Origin of the sequence: Mesorhizobium sp. M7A.F.Ca.US.002.01.1.1, assembly GCF_004022955.1 — a bacterium.
In the GTDB taxonomy this organism is placed as follows: domain Bacteria; phylum Pseudomonadota; class Alphaproteobacteria; order Rhizobiales; family Rhizobiaceae; genus Mesorhizobium; species Mesorhizobium ciceri.
The window spans coordinates 1-15059 of record NZ_RZQE01000109.1 but is presented as its reverse complement, the minus strand read 5'-3'; the positions used below and the strand labels follow the sequence as shown (position 1 = coordinate 15059).

Annotated in this window: 16 protein-coding genes and 2 tRNA genes; 3 read left to right on the top strand and 15 right to left on the bottom strand. The window is 62.9% G+C overall.

Annotation, left to right across the window (positions count from 1 at the left end; genetic code table 11):
- The 5 genes from EN932_RS13685 to EN932_RS13665 form a co-directional block, all read right to left on the bottom strand.
- Positions 1 to 1264, bottom strand: a 1264-nt coding sequence (locus EN932_RS13685; RefSeq protein WP_164890478.1) for an ATP-binding cassette domain-containing protein, incomplete at its 3' end; no start/stop codon positions are given.
- Entirely contained in the window at positions 1261 to 2130 is an 870-nt protein-coding gene (locus tag EN932_RS13680; RefSeq protein WP_013531216.1) for an ABC transporter permease, read from the bottom strand. The genes EN932_RS13685 and EN932_RS13680, both read right to left, overlap by 4 nt.
- A complete protein-coding gene (locus EN932_RS13675; RefSeq protein WP_013531217.1) occupies positions 2127 to 3074 on the bottom strand; it encodes an ABC transporter permease in 948 nt (315 codons plus the stop codon). The genes EN932_RS13680 and EN932_RS13675 overlap by 4 nt, the downstream gene beginning before the upstream one ends.
- Before the next feature lie 13 nt (positions 3075 to 3087).
- A complete protein-coding gene (locus EN932_RS13670) occupies positions 3088 to 4566 on the bottom strand; it encodes an ABC transporter substrate-binding protein (RefSeq protein WP_013531218.1) in 1479 nt (492 codons plus the stop codon).
- A gap of 161 nt (positions 4567 to 4727) precedes the next feature.
- The gene (locus EN932_RS13665; RefSeq protein WP_013531219.1) at positions 4728 to 6008 is read right to left on the bottom strand and encodes an acetylornithine deacetylase/succinyl-diaminopimelate desuccinylase family protein; all 1281 of its coding nucleotides are present in this window, start codon (positions 6006 to 6008) and stop codon (positions 4728 to 4730) included.
- 8 nt (positions 6009 to 6016) lie between these two features.
- On the opposite strand from EN932_RS13665, the gene EN932_RS13660 reads away from it, so the two are divergent.
- Both EN932_RS13660 and EN932_RS13655 read left to right on the top strand, forming a co-directional pair.
- The gene (locus tag EN932_RS13660) at positions 6017 to 6223 is read left to right on the top strand and encodes a hypothetical protein (protein WP_127384794.1); all 207 of its coding nucleotides are present in this window, start codon (positions 6017 to 6019) and stop codon (positions 6221 to 6223) included.
- Positions 6224 to 6227: 4 nt separating this feature from the next.
- The gene (locus tag EN932_RS13655; RefSeq protein ID WP_013531220.1) at positions 6228 to 6656 is read left to right on the top strand and encodes a L,D-transpeptidase; all 429 of its coding nucleotides are present in this window, start codon (positions 6228 to 6230) and stop codon (positions 6654 to 6656) included.
- 60 nt (positions 6657 to 6716) lie between these two features.
- Here EN932_RS13655 and EN932_RS13650 read toward each other — a convergent pair whose 3' ends face one another.
- From EN932_RS13650 to EN932_RS13605, 10 genes are all read right to left on the bottom strand, one after another.
- Positions 6717 to 7706, bottom strand: a complete 990-nt coding sequence (locus EN932_RS13650; protein WP_013531221.1) for a lipid A biosynthesis lauroyl acyltransferase — start codon at positions 7704 to 7706, stop codon at positions 6717 to 6719.
- A 4-nt stretch (positions 7707 to 7710) separates the two neighbouring features.
- The gene (locus tag EN932_RS13645) at positions 7711 to 8739 is read right to left on the bottom strand and encodes a zinc-binding dehydrogenase (RefSeq protein WP_013531222.1); all 1029 of its coding nucleotides are present in this window, start codon (positions 8737 to 8739) and stop codon (positions 7711 to 7713) included.
- A gap of 36 nt (positions 8740 to 8775) precedes the next feature.
- Entirely contained in the window at positions 8776 to 10053 is a 1278-nt protein-coding gene (locus EN932_RS13640) for a beta-ketoacyl-ACP synthase (RefSeq protein ID WP_013531223.1), read from the bottom strand.
- Positions 10054 to 10096: 43 nt separating this feature from the next.
- Positions 10097 to 11287 (bottom strand): beta-ketoacyl-ACP synthase, encoded by a 1191-nt coding sequence (locus tag EN932_RS13635; RefSeq protein ID WP_024501277.1) that lies wholly within the window; start codon positions 11285 to 11287, stop codon positions 10097 to 10099.
- 56 nt (positions 11288 to 11343) lie between these two features.
- Positions 11344 to 11625 (bottom strand): acyl carrier protein, encoded by a 282-nt coding sequence (locus EN932_RS13630; RefSeq protein WP_010909964.1) that lies wholly within the window; start codon positions 11623 to 11625, stop codon positions 11344 to 11346.
- Positions 11626 to 11855: 230 nt separating this feature from the next.
- Complete coding sequence (locus tag EN932_RS13625; RefSeq protein ID WP_164766187.1) at positions 11856 to 12998, bottom strand: slipin family protein; 1143 nt, start codon at positions 12996 to 12998, stop codon at positions 11856 to 11858.
- A gap of 352 nt (positions 12999 to 13350) precedes the next feature.
- Positions 13351 to 13420 (bottom strand) — tRNA-Asn (locus EN932_RS13620).
- A 2-nt stretch (positions 13421 to 13422) separates the two neighbouring features.
- Positions 13423 to 13496 (bottom strand) — tRNA-Tyr (locus tag EN932_RS13615).
- Positions 13497 to 13723: 227 nt separating this feature from the next.
- Positions 13724 to 14272, bottom strand: coding sequence for a histidine phosphatase family protein (locus EN932_RS13610; protein WP_064993694.1), 549 nt, complete (start codon positions 14270 to 14272; stop codon positions 13724 to 13726).
- Between the two features lie 3 nt (positions 14273 to 14275).
- Positions 14276 to 14527, bottom strand: a complete 252-nt coding sequence (locus EN932_RS13605; RefSeq protein ID WP_024501274.1) for a hypothetical protein — start codon at positions 14525 to 14527, stop codon at positions 14276 to 14278.
- A gap of 323 nt (positions 14528 to 14850) precedes the next feature.
- On the opposite strand from EN932_RS13605, the gene EN932_RS13600 reads away from it, so the two are divergent.
- The coding region (locus EN932_RS13600) for an AEC family transporter (protein ID WP_206618931.1) at positions 14851 to 15059 on the top strand (209 nt) is incomplete at its 3' end.

Here is a 15059-nt window from a genome sequence, read left to right as displayed (position 1 = left end):
ATTCATGGGGGTATTTGTCCATGTCGCTGATGCCGAGGCCGACTTCGTGCAGGGCATGCGCCACCATCTCGCGGCACTCGGCGCGCGTCGGCTTTTTCTCCAGCACATGCAGGGGTTCGGCAACCAGTTTTTCCACCTTCTGGCGCGGGTCGAAGGAGCCATAGGGATCTTGAAAAACGACCTGCATATCGCGTCGCGCCGGCTTCAGCTCGGCTTCGCTCTTGCCGGTTATGGTCCCGCCGCGGAACCGGATCGAGCCCGATGTCGGCCGATCCAGCGCCAGGATCATGCGGGCGAGCGTCGACTTGCCGCAGCCGGAGCGACCAACCAGTGCCACTGACTGACTCGGCGCCATCGACAGCGAGACGTCGTCGACGGCGCGGATACCAGGCGCGCGCTTGAACAGCGAAGTGCGCCGGCCGGGATAGTCGCGGGTCACGCCCTCGATCTGAAGCAAAGGGCGGCCCGTCTCGATGCCATGGAGCCTGGCGCGCGCCGGCACATGCATCGAGGCCTGCGCCAACTGGCGCGTGTAGGGGTGGAGCTGTTCGGATAGCGTGCGTGCGGTGTCGCCGGCTTCCATCACCTCGCCGCGGCGCAGGATGGTGATGCGGTCAGCCATCTCGGTCACCACGGCGAGGTCATGCGAGATAAGAAGCAGGCCCATGCGGCTCTCCGCGACGAGGTCGCGCAACAGATCAAGGATTTGTGCCTGCAGCACCACGTCGAGCGCCGTCGTCGGTTCGTCGGCGATCAGCAGCTTCGGCTTCAGCGCACAGGCGATGGCGATGACGACGCGCTGGCGCTGGCCGCCCGACAGTTCGTGCGGATAGCGCGACAGCGGGAATTTCGCTTCGGGCAAGCCGACACGGTCGAGCATTTTTCGCGCCCGGTCTTCGGCCTCGGCGCGGCTGGCCCTGGTGTGCCAGCGTATGCCTTCGGCAACCTGTTCGCCGATGGTCTTGACCGGATTGAGCGCCGTCATCGGCTCCTGGAACACCATGCCGATGTCGTCGCCGCGCAGCGCGCACATCTGGTCCTCGGTTGCTGCCAGGATGTCGATGCCGTCGAATGTGACACGTCCGCTGGCGCGCGCGGCATGGGGCAGAAGCTGCATCACCGTCAGCGCGGTCATCGATTTGCCGGAACCGGATTCGCCGACCAGCCCCATCACCTCACCGGCCGCGACGGAAAGCTCCACACCCTTGAGGATCTGCGTGTCGCCGATGGTCAGCGACAGGTTCTCGATGTCGAGCAGGCTCATCGCTGCCGCCGCGATTTCGGATCGAGGATGTCGGCGATGCCGTCGCCCAGGAGGTTCAGCCCCAGCACGGCGACAACGATCGCCATGCCCGGAAAGATCGCCATCCATGGCGCCACCACCATGCGGGTCTGCGCGTCGAACAGCATGCGGCCCCAGCTCGGCATTGGCGGTTGCGCACCCAGGCCGAGATAGGAAAGCCCGGCCTCGGCCAGGATGCCCAGAGCGAACTGGATGGTGCCTTGCACCAGAAGCAGCGTGGCGATGTTGGGCAGCACATGTTCGATTGTGATCTGCGTGCTGCTCTTGCCGGCGGCGCGTGCGGCGAGAATGAACTCGCGCGGCCAGATCGCCAGCGCGCCGGCCCGGGCGACGCGCGCAAAGACCGGGATGTTGAAGATGCCGATGGCGATGATGGCGTTGACGGCGCCCGGTCCGAAGATGGCGGTGATCATGATCGCCGACAGCAAAGCCGGGAAGGCGAAGACGAGGTCGTTCAGCCGCATCAGCGCCTCGTCGACGAGGCCGCCGCGTGCCGCGGCAAAGGCGCCGAGCGGCACGCCGACCCCCATGCCGATGCCGACCGCGACCAGCGCCACGGCAATCGAATTGCGGGCGCCGACCATGACCATCGACAGGATGTCGCGGCCGAAATGGTCGGTGCCGAACCAGTGCGCCAGCGAGGGCGCTTGCGTCTTATCCGATATCACCAGTTTCGTGACGTCATAGGGCGTCCAGGCATAGGAGACGACAGCCATTGCCAGGATCAGCAGGGTGATGACGAAACCGGCAACGAAGGCGGTATTCCCGAACGCCTTGCTCAGGATGCTGCCGAACGTCTCTTCTGATATGTCGATGTGCAGTGTCATTGCCGGCTTCTCAGGCGCGGATCGACGACCGCATAGGAAAGGTCGACCAGCAGATTGACGGCGATGACGGCGGCGACCAGCAGCATGACGACGCTTTCGACGACGATCAGGTCGCGCTGGGTGATGGCCTGGAACACCAGCCGGCCGAGGCCGGGCAGATAGAAAACATTCTCGATGATGATGGTGCCGGCAAGCAGGAAGGCGAACTGCAGGCCCAGAATGGTCAGCACCGGAATCATGGCGTTGCGCAACGCGTGCCGCCACAGCACAGCTCGGTAGGGCAGACCCTTGGCGCGGGCGGTACGGATATAGTCCTCGTTCAGCACCTCGATCAGCGCCGAGCGGGTGACGCGCGCCAGAATCGCGGCTTGCGGCAAGGCAAGCGCCAACGCCGGCAGCAGCAGCGACTTCAAGGCTGGCCAGACGCCGGCACTCCAGCCGGGAAAGCCGCCAGCAGGAACCAGCCGCAGCCAGACGGCGAAGACATAGATCAGCATCAGCGCGAACCAGAAATTGGGCACGGCGACGCCAAGCTGTGCGGCGCCCATGGAAATCGTATCACCGGCCCGTCCACGCCGGCTGGCGGAAAACAGGCCGACGGGAATCGCGATGAGGGTGGAGAGCGCAAGCGCAATCAGCGCCAGCGGCAGCGAGACGGCCAGCCGCTCGCGCACCAGATCGATGACCGGCACCGAATAGGTGTAGGAGCGGCCGAAATCGAGGCTGAGCAGGCCGCCCGTCCAGTGCAGATAGCGCCAAGCCAGCGGCGCGTTGAGGCCCATCTGGTTGCGCAGCAACTCGACCTGGTCGGCACTGGCATTCATGCCCAGCATTAGCCGCGCCGGATCGCCGGGCAGGATCTCCAGGACGGCGAACACCACCATGGAAGCCAGCACCAGCGTGGCGATGGCGATGGCGAGGCGTTTTAGGAGGTAGGCGGTCATGGAAGGTGAGGGATCACTCGCTCCACTTCACCTTGGTCAAATCATTGGCCTGGATCGGGGCGTTTTCCCACAGCCCTTGCAGGTTGGCGTCCCAGACGCCGATCTTCGGCAATTCATAGAGGAAGCCGACCACCGCATCGTCGGCCAGGATCTTCTGCGCTTGCCCCAGCAATTCCTTGCGCTTGGCTTCGTCGGAGGTGACGCCGAGATCGGCAATCACCTTGTCGAAGGCCGGGTTGTCGTAGTTGAAGTAATAATCCTTGCGCGAATAGATATCGATGTCGTTGGGCTCGGTGTGGGAGACGATCGTCAGGTCGTAATCCTTCTTGGTGAACACCTGGTCCAGCCACTGTGCCCATTCGACCGGAATGATTTCCAGATCGATGCCAACGTCGCGAAGCTGCGAGGCGATGATTTCGCCACCGAGACGGGCATAGGTGGGCGGCGGCAGTTTCAGCGTCGCCTTGAAGCCGTTCTCGAGGCCTGCCTCTTTCAGCAATTCCTTGGCCTTGGCGACATCATGCGGGTAGCGGCCGGTGAGGTCGACATAGTCCTTGTTGGCCGGCGACATATGCGAGCCGATCGGCTGGCCGAGGCCGGCCGAGGCGCCGTCGATGATGGCCTTGCGGTCGAGCGCGTAAGAGATCGCCTGCCTCACCTGCAGCTTGTCGAAAGGCGGCTTCTTGTTGTTGATCGACAGGATGGTCTCACCCTCGGTCGCGCCGATCACCACCTTGAAGCGCGGGTCGTCCTTGACCTGGGCGACGCTGTCGGCATCGAAGAACGGGAAAGCCTGGATGTCGCCCGAGAGCAGCGCCGGCACATAGGCCGCGGCATCCGGCACGATGCGAAACTCGGCCTTGTCGAGCGACGCCGGCGTGCCCCAGTAATTGTCCGATTTGACCAGCGTGATCGACGATCCCTTGGCCCAGCTCTGGAACTTGAACGGGCCGGTGCCAATCGGTTTTTCCTTGTTGGTGTCGGCAGATTCCGGCGCCACGATCACCGCGTCGCCCCAGCCCATATTGTAGAGGAACGAGCCCTGCGGGTTCTTCAGCGTGACCTTGACGGTTGCCGGGTCGACCACGTCGACCGTGTCGATGGCGGCGAACAGCACCTTTTGCGCGTTGACCGAATTGTCGGCGCGGGCACGATCGAGCGAGAATTTCACGTCGGCGGCATCGAAGTCGGTGCCGTCATGGAATTTCACGCCGGTGTGCAGCTTGAAGGTGTAGACCTTGCCGTCATCGGAAATGGTCCAGCTTTCGGCCAGATCCGGCAGCACCTCGCCATTCGGCCCGATGCGCGTCAGGCCTTCGAACACATTGGCATAGAGAACCTCGTCGATCGCTGCGGCGGCACCGGCGGTCGGATCGAGATGCGGGGGTTCGAGCGGAATGCCGATGACCAGGTCGGTTCGCGCGGCGAACGCAGAGGTGCCGGCGGCCAGCGACAGCACCGCGGCCGCCAGAATGGTTATCCACAATTTCATCGTGCAACTCCCCATGCGTTCAGACACGTGCTCGAACCCGAGTGATAGAAGCGTGATTTCGCCACGGAGTAAATTGCGTTTCGTTCTGCCCCTTGGCGTGGCCGGGAATGTTTTTATCCTGGCGACCGCATCGGCAGTCGAAGCTTGTCGCGGTGCGCACCTTATCCCGTGGCTGTGCCGCGCAGCAGCACGTTGAGCCCTATCGCCATCACCTTGGCCGATTCCACCATGTCCGATATGCCGACCCATTCGTCCGGCCGGTGGGCGAGGTCGAGAATGCCAGGCCCATAAGCGATGCAATCATAGATATGGCCGATGCGAGCTATATGCTTCTGGTCATAGGTGCCGGGCGAAATGACATAATCGGGTTCGCGGTCGAAGATCGCCATGATGCCTTGCGCAACCGCCTTGACCACCGGCGCGTCGCGCTCGGTCATCAGCGGCAGCACTTCCATCAGGTCGCGGATTTCATAGTCGAATTTTGTCCGCTCGCGTTTCAACCGGTCGAGAATGCCGGTCACTTCACCTTTGACGGTGTCGAGATCTTCCTCGAGCAGGAAACGGCGGTCGATGGTCATCCGGCAGGAGTCGGGCACGTTGGGCGACGGCAGGCCGGGCCGGAAATCCTCGGTCTGGCCGCCATGGATCGAATTGATGTTCATGGTCGAGCGTTTTGCTCCTTCGGGCACGACCGGCATGCGCGTCATCTTGCGGTCGAGCGCGGGAAACAGTTCGTCCTCGAAGGCCCGCAGCACGGCGCCCATGTGGCGCACCGCATTGTCGCCGAGAAACGGCATCGAGCCGTGCGCGATCTCCCCCTTGGTCTCGATCTCCGCCCACCAGACGCCACGATGGCCGAGGCAGATGCGGTCCTTGTTCAGCGGCTCGGGAATGATGACATGGTCGACCCTGGGTTTTGAGAAATAGCCGAGCCTGGCCAGATGCGCGACGCCGCCGAAGCCGCCGGATTCCTCGTCGACGGTGCCGGATATTTCGATGGCGCCGGGAAAATCAGGGAAGACTTCCAGGAAGGCCTCGGCTGCGATGATAGAGGCGGCAAGACCGCCCTTCATGTCGCAGGCGCCGCGGCCATAGACCCTGCCGTCCTTGACGATGCCGGCGAAGGGATCGACGGTCCAGCCATCGCCGGCTTCGACCACGTCGACATGCGAGTTGAAGTGGACGCAGGCGCCTGATGATCTCCCGTCGAAACGGGCAACGACATTGACGCGCGGGTAGCGGTCGGTGTCGCCGGGCGTGCCTTCGGCGCGGATGAACTCGGTCTCGAAACCGCTCTTCTTCAGCCGCGCGCCGAGATATTCGGCGCATGGCCGGTAGGCCTCGCCGGGTGGATTGATGGTCGGAAAACGGATCAGCTCGGCGGTCAGCGCGACGACGTCGTCGCGCCTGTCATCGATTGCCTGGAGGAGTCGCTGGTTCATGCGCAGAGTTGAGCAGCGATCCCAGCGATTTTGCAAGCCCGCCGGCGATCAAGCCGGTGCGGCGTGTCGTTGCGGCAACTATTGCGGGAAATCGTTCAAATTCGCTGCTTTGGATTGGCGAATTGGTCAAGGTGTGTGTGTTAGCCCGTGCATCTGCCATTAAAAAGATGAAAAACAATCAGGCAGGCAGGTTAGGGGCAATCAAAGGGGTTTGATCGCATGAAAAAGACAGTTCTCATGGCAACCATGTTTGTTGCAATGCTGTTCGGTGCTTCGGGGCAGGGCTGGGCAGCCAGCCTCGTTGCAAATATAGACGTGTCGTCGCAGACGATGACCGTCAGATATGGCGCGTCGGTTTACCGGTGGAGTGTCTCCACCGCCCGCACCGGCTACTTCACGCCGCGCGGCACCTATCGGCCGCAGCGCACGGCCAGGATGTGGTATTCGCGCAAATACCATATGTCGCCGATGCCCTATTCGGTGTTCTTCCATGGCGGCTATGCCATCCATGGAACCGGCGCCGTCAGGCAGCTCGGCCGCCCGGCGTCGCATGGCTGCGTGAGGCTGCACACGGCCAATGCCGCCACGTTCTATTCGATGGTGCGGGAAGTGGGTTTCGGCAACACGCGCATTGTCGTCACCAACTAAGGCGGTTCAGGTTCGCTGTTGTCTGCTGGCGCTGGGCTAACCCCACGCCAGCAGCTCTGCCTAAGCGTTTGGGACCGCCTTTGCCTGCGGTCGCTTTCGACGCCCGCCGCTGATCTCCCACCTTTTGTGGAACCACATCCACTGGCCGGGATCTTCTCGCACCCAGCGCTCGACGACGTCGTTGAGACGCTGGGTGGTGGCACGGACATCGACGCTGCCGTCAGCGGTGCGCGGCAAGGTTAACTTGTTCTCGATTTCGAGCCGGAAGCGGTTGCCTGGCAGCCTGACGCAGCGCGCCGGATAGACGTCGCAATCGTAGTGGCGGGCAAGGGTGGCCAGCACGCGATTGCTCTGGCAGGGACGGCCGAAGAATGTCGTCTCCAGTCCATTGGAGAATTTCTGGTCGACAAGGATGCCGATGTTGCCGCCGTTCTCCAGAACCCCGGCCAGGGCGAATGACGCGCCCGCCATGGATGGCAGCAACGAGCCCATGGTCGAGCGGCGCGTCGAGAGGATGTAGTCGGCGAGATAGGGATTGTTAGGCGGGCGAAACAGCGCAGTGATGTTCATGCCGAAAGTCGCGGCCGCCACCGGCAGCAATTCGAAATTACCGAGATGACCGGTGAAGACGATGTGCGGCTTCTCTTCGCTGGCTATTTCGACGAAGTGGTCAGCTCCCTTGACCTCGACGCGGCCGGGCTCGCTGGCCGCGGGGTCGTAGTCGAAGAGGGCGTCGAGAAAGATGTATTCCGCGGCCAAGCGAGCCATGTTGCCCCACATGTCGGAGGCGATCGCCTGGATCTCGGCTTCGCTCTTTTCCGGATAGGCCTTGCGCAGATTGTCGACGGCGACCTGATGGCGTCCAACCCGGGGGCCGACCAGGCGAGCGACGCGGTCGGCGAAATTCAGCGCACTGTCGGCCGGCAGCAGGCGCAGGACCCAGATGATCATCATCGCTGCCCGCGCCACCAGCCAGTAATTGAGCTGGCGCAGTTGCCTGCCGTAACGAAATTTGAGGTCCCGGCGGAACTTCTTGAATACAGAGGTCAAGGCTCTAGCCGACGCGCAGGATGATCTTGCCGAAAACGTCGCGGCCTTCCATGCGCTTCAGCGCGGCGTCGATACCGTCGAAGCCGACTTCGGTGTCGATGACGGGTGCGACTTGTCCCGCCGCCATTTTCTGCATGGCGTTGGCCATGTTTTCCATGCGGCAGCCAAAGGAGCCAAGCAGTTTCAATTGCTGCTGGAACAGCTGCATCAAATTGATCTGCGTCGACACGCCGGAGGTCGAACCGCAGGTCACCAGGCGGCCGCCACGCTTCAGGCACAGCATCGAGGCGGCGAATGTGTCGGCGCCGACATGTTCAAAGACGACGTCGACGCCCTTCTTCTTGGTCAGCTTGCGCACGACGCCCTCGAAACGGTCGTCGCGGTAGTTGATGACATGGTCGGCGCCGAGCGCCTTGGCCTTGTCGATCTTGTCGTTGGAACCGACCGTAGTGATGATCGTGCAGCCCATCCGCTTGGCCAGCTGGATGGCCGCCGAGCCGATGCCGGATCCGCCGGCATGGATAAGGATGGTTTCGCCGGGTTGAAGCCTGGCGTTGTCGAACAGCATGTGCTCGACGGTGCCGAAGGTGACGGGCGCCACCGCCGCGCCGATGTCGGTCACGCCGGGCGGGGCAGGGACCAGCAGGCGGGCCGGCAGGTTGATCTTCTCCTGCGCGAAGCCGTCGAGATGGAAGCCGTGAACGCCCGAAACATGTTCGCAGAGGTTGTCGCGGCCTTCGCGGCAGGCTCGGCAGAGGCCGCAGGTGCGCGCGCCATAGATCGACACCAATTGTCCGGGCAGCAGGCTGGAAACGCCGGGGCCAACCGCCTCGACCTCGCCGGATGCCTCCGCGCCGACGACCAGCGGCAGCTTGCGCTTGGCGAAGGCCATGCCGCGCCAGCCCCAGACGTCGATATGGTTCAGCGCTACTGCCTTGATGCGCAGCGTGACTTCGCCGAGTGCCGGCGGTGGAGGAGGCGGCAGGTCCACCGTCTCAAGACGGCGGTCCTCTATAAGTTGCAATGCGCGCATGGGGCCTGTCGGTTCAGTCTGGCTGAAAAAGGTCGCTTAGACCGGTTCCCGCGCCATGACAAGGCAAGTGTTCTGGCCGCCGAAGCCGAAGGAGCTCGACAGAACGGTGCGGACTTCGGCGTTGCGCTTCTTGTTCGGCACCACGTCGAGCACGATCGCGGGGTCGGGATTGTCATAGTTGATGGTCGGCGGAATGACGCTTTCGCGCATCGTCATCAGCGAGAAAGCCGCCTCGACAGCGCCCGCCGCCGACAGCGTGTGACCGATCATCGATTTGTTCGACGAGACCGGCATAGAGCCGATCCGCTCGCCGAACACCGTCGACAGCGCCAGATGCTCCATCTTGTCGTTTTCGGGCGTCGAGGTGCCGTGGGCATTGACGTAGTCGATCTCGTCTTCACCCAGTCCGGCATCGACGAGAGCGGCGCGGACCGCGGCGATGGCCGGTGAAGCGTCCGGTTTGGAGCGGGTGCGGTGGAAGTCGTCGGCCTTCTCGCCGCAGCCGCCCAGGACGCCGAGAATAGTCGCGCCGCGAGCCAATGCCGTCTCAAGCGATTCCAACACCAGCGCCCCCGATCCCTCGGCCAACACGAAGCCGTCGCGATCCCTGGAGAAGGGTTTCGACGCCTTTTCGGGGATGTCGTTGTGCGTGGAGAGCGCCGAAAGCAATGAGAAACGGATCAATGCCTCGGCGGTCGCGGAACCGTCCGCGCCGATCGACAGCGCACGGTCGCATTCGCCGCGTCGGATCGCCTCGACACCGAGCTGAATCGCGGTGGCGCCTGAAGCGCAAGCCGTCGACAGCGTGATCGGCAGACCACGCGTGCCAAGGCGATCGGCAAGGCGGCCGGCGATCGAACCGAACTGGGTGGTCTCGAAAATATCCAGCTCTTTCAAGCTACGCGCGACCCGAAGCAGTCTTTCGGCGGCGGTGTCATCCTTGTCCTTGTCAGAATTGTAGAGCGAGAAGCGCTCGGCCCAGTCGAGTTCGACTGGCGGCGATGCGAGGAAGAGCGGTCCGCCGAAATCGCTGGAATCAAGACCGGCTTCGCTCACCGCTTCTAAGCCCGCCAGCTCGGCTAGCTCATAGGTGAGTGGGCTGGCGCCTTTCGAACTCGACGGCAGGAAATCGACCATGCCGGAGATGCGGGTGTTCAATTGATCGATGGGAAAGCGGGTGATCGGGTGAATGCCCGACTTGCCGGAGGTCAGTGCCGCCCAATTGTCTGATTTGCCGACGCCAAGCGAGGTCACCACGCCGATGCCGGTGACGGCGACGATCGGCCTGCCCATGTGATCTCTGAGATTGGCCATCCGGGAGCCCTCTTATCGTTGCAGCATGGATCGTGGAGCCGCGTTACGCGGCATTGACCAGCGCCATGCCCTCGAATTGGTGATAGCCGATCGCCGTTGCAAGGACGGATTGGGGAACGCCTTCGAACGGCGTCTCGGCTGCGGCATCAAAAACAGGATAGGCGGCCTTGCGGTCGACAGCGAGTGCCGCCAGTGCCACAGCGAAAGGAAACTGTGCTTCCTTCATGTGCCCGGTCAGCGTCGAGAAGCCACGCGCGGCGATCGCCGGATTGGCATCGAGCGCTGCCTTCTCGGCTGTTGTCGCCGCATGCGCCCCCGATGCGCCCGACAGGGTCAGCAATTTGCCGTTCGGCAATGCAGCCTGCTTGAGCAGTGCGGCGATCTCGGCGTCGAGTTCTCCCCGTGGCCGCCGGGCGCGGCCGGAGACGACCGGTCCAAGTTCTGCATAGATCTTGCGGCCGCGGCTCATCGCGTGTTCGCGCTGCTCCAGCACCAGGAAGGCGCCGCCGGAGCCGGTCACGACGCCACCGCCCTCAGTGCCCTGTCTTTGCCAAACCGGCTTCCATGGGCCGCGATGCAGATAGCCGGCGAGTTCATAGCCGAGCAGCATATCGGAATGTTCGGTCTGGAAGGCACCGCCGACCAGGATATGCGTCGACTGACCCGAGCGGATGCGTGCGGCGGCCGTTTCAACCGCGGCGACACCGGCACCTTCCTCGCCCATGAAGGTTCTGGACGAACCGGTGACCTTGTGGACGATGGAGATGTTGCCGGCGAGCAGGTTGGACAATTGGGCCAGAAACAGTGTCGGGCGCAATTCGGTGGTCAATTTCTCGTTGAGCAGTACATCGCGGTCATTGCGGCTTTCCGAAGCGGCGAGAATGGCGGCATCGACCGCCTCGTCGCGCTCGCCGCCGCCCGCCGCCACAACCATGTCCATGGTCGCGCAGAGTTCGTCATTGCCCTTGATGCCGGCGTCGTCCAGTGCAAGGCCGGCAGCATAGGTGCCGAGCCTCTGCCAGGTTTCCATCTGGCGCTGATCGCCACGCTTGGCGATCTGCAGGTTCCAGTCGATCTCAGGCAGCGGATGGACAGTATAGGGTGCAAAGCGCGTCGCTTCGAGCACCGGCTGCGGGCCCGGTTGCGCGAGCTTCTGCCAGTGGGCGTCAGGACCTTCCCCCAGCGAGGAGACAAGGCCGATACCTGATATGACGACGTCGCGGGGGCTGCTCATGTGCGGCTTTGTGGGTCAGGCGGCAGAGCGCGTCAAGATCGTGCGCTCAACTGACGTCAGGCAGTCTTGGCGGCGACCAGCGCGTCGATCTTGGCGCACAGGTTCTTCATGACGAAGTAATCGTCGGTCGAAGCCTTGCCGTCATTGACCTCCTGGGTCCACTTTTCCAGCGGCACCTTGATGCCGAATTCCTTGTCGATGGCAAAGACGATGTCGAGGAAATCGAGGCTGTCTATGCCGAGATCGTCAATCGTATGGCTCTCGGGCGTGATGGTGTCGATATCGATCTCGCTGGTGTCGGCAATGATCTTGGCGACTTTGTCGAACGTGGTGGACAAGGGCTTTTCCTTCGGTTGCGGGCGGAATCTGTCCGCATCTTGTTTGGGCGCTGTCTAATCGGTTTTTTCCGGCAGGAAAAGGCCTGATACGCCGGGCGCAGATGGGTAGGGTTCCTTCGAAACGCAAGAAGGGCCGCCGGTTTACCCGGCGGCCCTTCTGTTGACGCAACGTCAGCCTTATTTCGATGCGTGTCGTTTTTCCAAAAGCGGAACACTTTTGGCGACATGCATCAGCTGTCGCGAAGCTTGACCAGATCGTTCAGCAGCCCGCCCGTTCCGTTGTGGACGGTCAGCCGCTCGACCTTGCCGGCGATGGTTTCCAGCGCCTCGAGCTCCTTCAACCGCAGCATCACCGGGTTTTCCGCCATCACCCTGGCCGTGTTGAGGAGGGAACGGGTCGCGTTCGTCTCCTCGCGGCGACGGATGATGTTGGCCTCGGCCTGCTTTTCGGCCGACACCACCTGGTTGAGGATCTCGCGCATCTCGCCCGGCAGGATGACATCCTTGAGCGCGATATCGCTGACCTCCACGCCGATCTCGGCCATGTCGGCGCGGACCTTGGCTGCCGCTTCCTCATCGATCGTCACCTTCTTTTCGAGGACCTGATCGAGTGTCAGCGCGCCAAGCGTCTTGCGGAAGGCATATTGCAGGGCGCGGTAGAGGGCTTCGGAGAAGTCCTTCACCATGCTGACCGCCTTGACCGGATCGACGACCCGGTATTCGGCTGCGATGTTGACGCGGATCGTCACGCGATCCTTGGTCAGCACTTCCTGCCCGGCAACGTCGAGCGACTGGCGCTTGAGGTCGACGACCTTGATCTGCACCATGCGTCCGACGTTCCAGAAGCCATGCACGCCCGCCGTCAGCGTCCTGACCAGGACACCGTCGATGAACAGCAGTCCGGCCTGACCATCGACGACCGGATGGACGGACATCAATTCCGCCTTCCGGGCCTGGCCGAGCCGGCGCATGATCGCCGCATCGATGGCGAGATCGACTGACGTGTCGATCAGCGTCACCTTCCACGGGCCGGCATCCGTCCACAGCACGAGCTTGCGGTCCGGTGCCAGCACGGCGTGCAGATTGCCGTCACGCTCGATGACGGCGACATCCGTGCGCCCGGTGCGAACGACGGTGAAATGACGCGCGGCCACATCCGGAAGCTTGTCGAACAACGCCTTCTCGTATGCCGAAACGAATTCCGGGTTCTTCAGATCGTGCCGAGACACTTCGAGGCTGCCGCGCCGGTTGGCGAGCCAGTGCTCGCCCGGCAGCAGGACAGCCTTGATCTCCCCCTTGTGGAGGGCGAGGGCACGTTCGTTTTCCCTTACGAAGACGCGCTCGCGCCCAAGAACCTTGTCGAGAATGGTCATTGTCTTACTCCTGTCGGGCATGGCCCCATGCGAGGCGTCACGTCATGCGTCGATCTTCCCTTCGTTTCTCGTTTCACGTCGTCTCTTGCGTCGTAGCCCGGGCACGAATGATCCGGGGACTGGTGGCATCGAGCCGTGGCGGGCCTTCGGGAGCGGATCGCGGGGCAGCGAAGCGGGCGCAGGAGGCCTTAGCCTCCCTTGCCGGCGACACCGCGCCTTGATCGTCACCGCGGGCCTGGCCGCGAGCCGATGGCGAAAGACGCTTGGGATGATCCGCGCCCGAAGGCTTGGGTCACCCGTCCAGTCTTTCGCATTCCAGTCCCCGGACCGTTTTTCGGATGGCTTTTCAAGGCCAATGGAGAAGGAATCGAACCTTCGACAGTCAGATTAACAATCTGATGCTCTAACCAAACTGAGCTATCCGTGGTGCAGATGAAGGGACTCGAACCCACAACCTCCGGATTATGTCCGGCGCTCTCCCAGTTGAGCTACATCCGCGATCCCAATCCCCAAAGCGGCGCCGTATACAGGGCGGCAATGCCGCCTGCACGGGCGGAGACGAAAGCTCCAACCGTTGTGCTCGCTTCGGTTCTCGTGACCGGGAGCGCGCCTATAGCCCCTGCGACGGGTTGTCGCAAGCGGCATTGTCACGGCGAATTTGCGGCTTCTTTCAACGGTGGCATTTCAGCAACACCGCTTTCGGCGTCAGCGATCGCGCAGCACGCTCAGAAGGTGACGCGGCCGAGCACGCGCAGGCCATCGCCTTGCGGCTCGACGACGACGGCCTCACCTTCGCGCGGTGAGATGCCGGTCAGTGCCACGATGTCTTCCAGATGGGTGACCATGACCAGATTGTCGGAGCCGGAATAGGCGCGGATTTCCTTCAGGATCGCAGCGATCTGCGCGGCCTTCTGCGTCTCGTCGCCTTTCAGGAGATCGAGCGGTGCAAAGAGTTCGGGGTCGGCCTCGAAGGCGATGCGGGCGGTGTCGAGGCAGCGGCAATAGCGGCTGGACAGCACGCGCTCGATCGGTGCCGCCCGAGCGGCAAACAGAGCGCCGATCTTGCTCGCCTGCTGCTTGCCGCGCGCCGACAGGTTCATCTGGGTGGCGCAGCTGTCGATGTCGAAATTGGCCGGATCGGTGGTGCCGGTGACCATGGCATGGCGCAGCAGCACGACGTGTCCGCCATCGCGCAGCAGCGCCCAGCCTGCATCCGTGGCGTGCGCCACGCCGGGAACAACAAGCAGGAACAACGCCAAGGCAAATCGAATCATCCGCTATCCTTCTGCGGTTCCCGGCAAGGGGTTCCGGTGGCAGGACATATAGGGACGGTAAAGCCGGCCGAAAGACAAGGCGCGGTGGGCGAGAAGCGTAGACGGTGAGAGGGATGGCATGGTGTAGCCGGCTTCGGTAAAACCCTGCTTGGCGTTCTCGAAGAATCCGATCGCCTTTTGATATTCGGCCTTGCCGCCGCCATAGCTGGCCCGATTCCAGCTGACATCCCCGAGATTGTTCTGCGCGAAGGCCATTGCATCGGAAGGCTTCCCTGGTGAATACCTTCAGCGTCGCCGTGAATGCGGCCTCGATCGGTGACGCTGCGCGCGTCGCTTTTCGTCTCGGCAACTGCAAGCGCGATCGCGGCAAGACAAAGCAGTGCGGCGACGAAGCCGTCAGCCATGCCCGCTGCAAAAGACGGAGGTTCGAGAGTCGGACAAAGGCTATTTGTCGTCCGTGTCCGCCCTGATGATCCAAGCCCTCTATAACGCTGCCAGCCGACGATGATCAAATTCAGGCGCGATTGCGTCGCGGTCCTGGCTCGCCTATCACGGGGAACCCGCCCCTCACGGTAAAAATGTCTCCGCTCACCGAAACCGTTCTTTTCGTCTTCAGCCTTGTCGCGCTCGGCTACCTCGCCGGGCTCACCGGCTATCTGAAGCCGGCGAGCGGCGAGGGGCTTTCGGAATTTGCCATCAACGTGGCGATGCCGCTGCTGCTGTTCCAGACGATGGCGAAGTCCGACTTCCATGGCGTGGCGCCTTGCCCGCTGTGGGGCGCTTACCT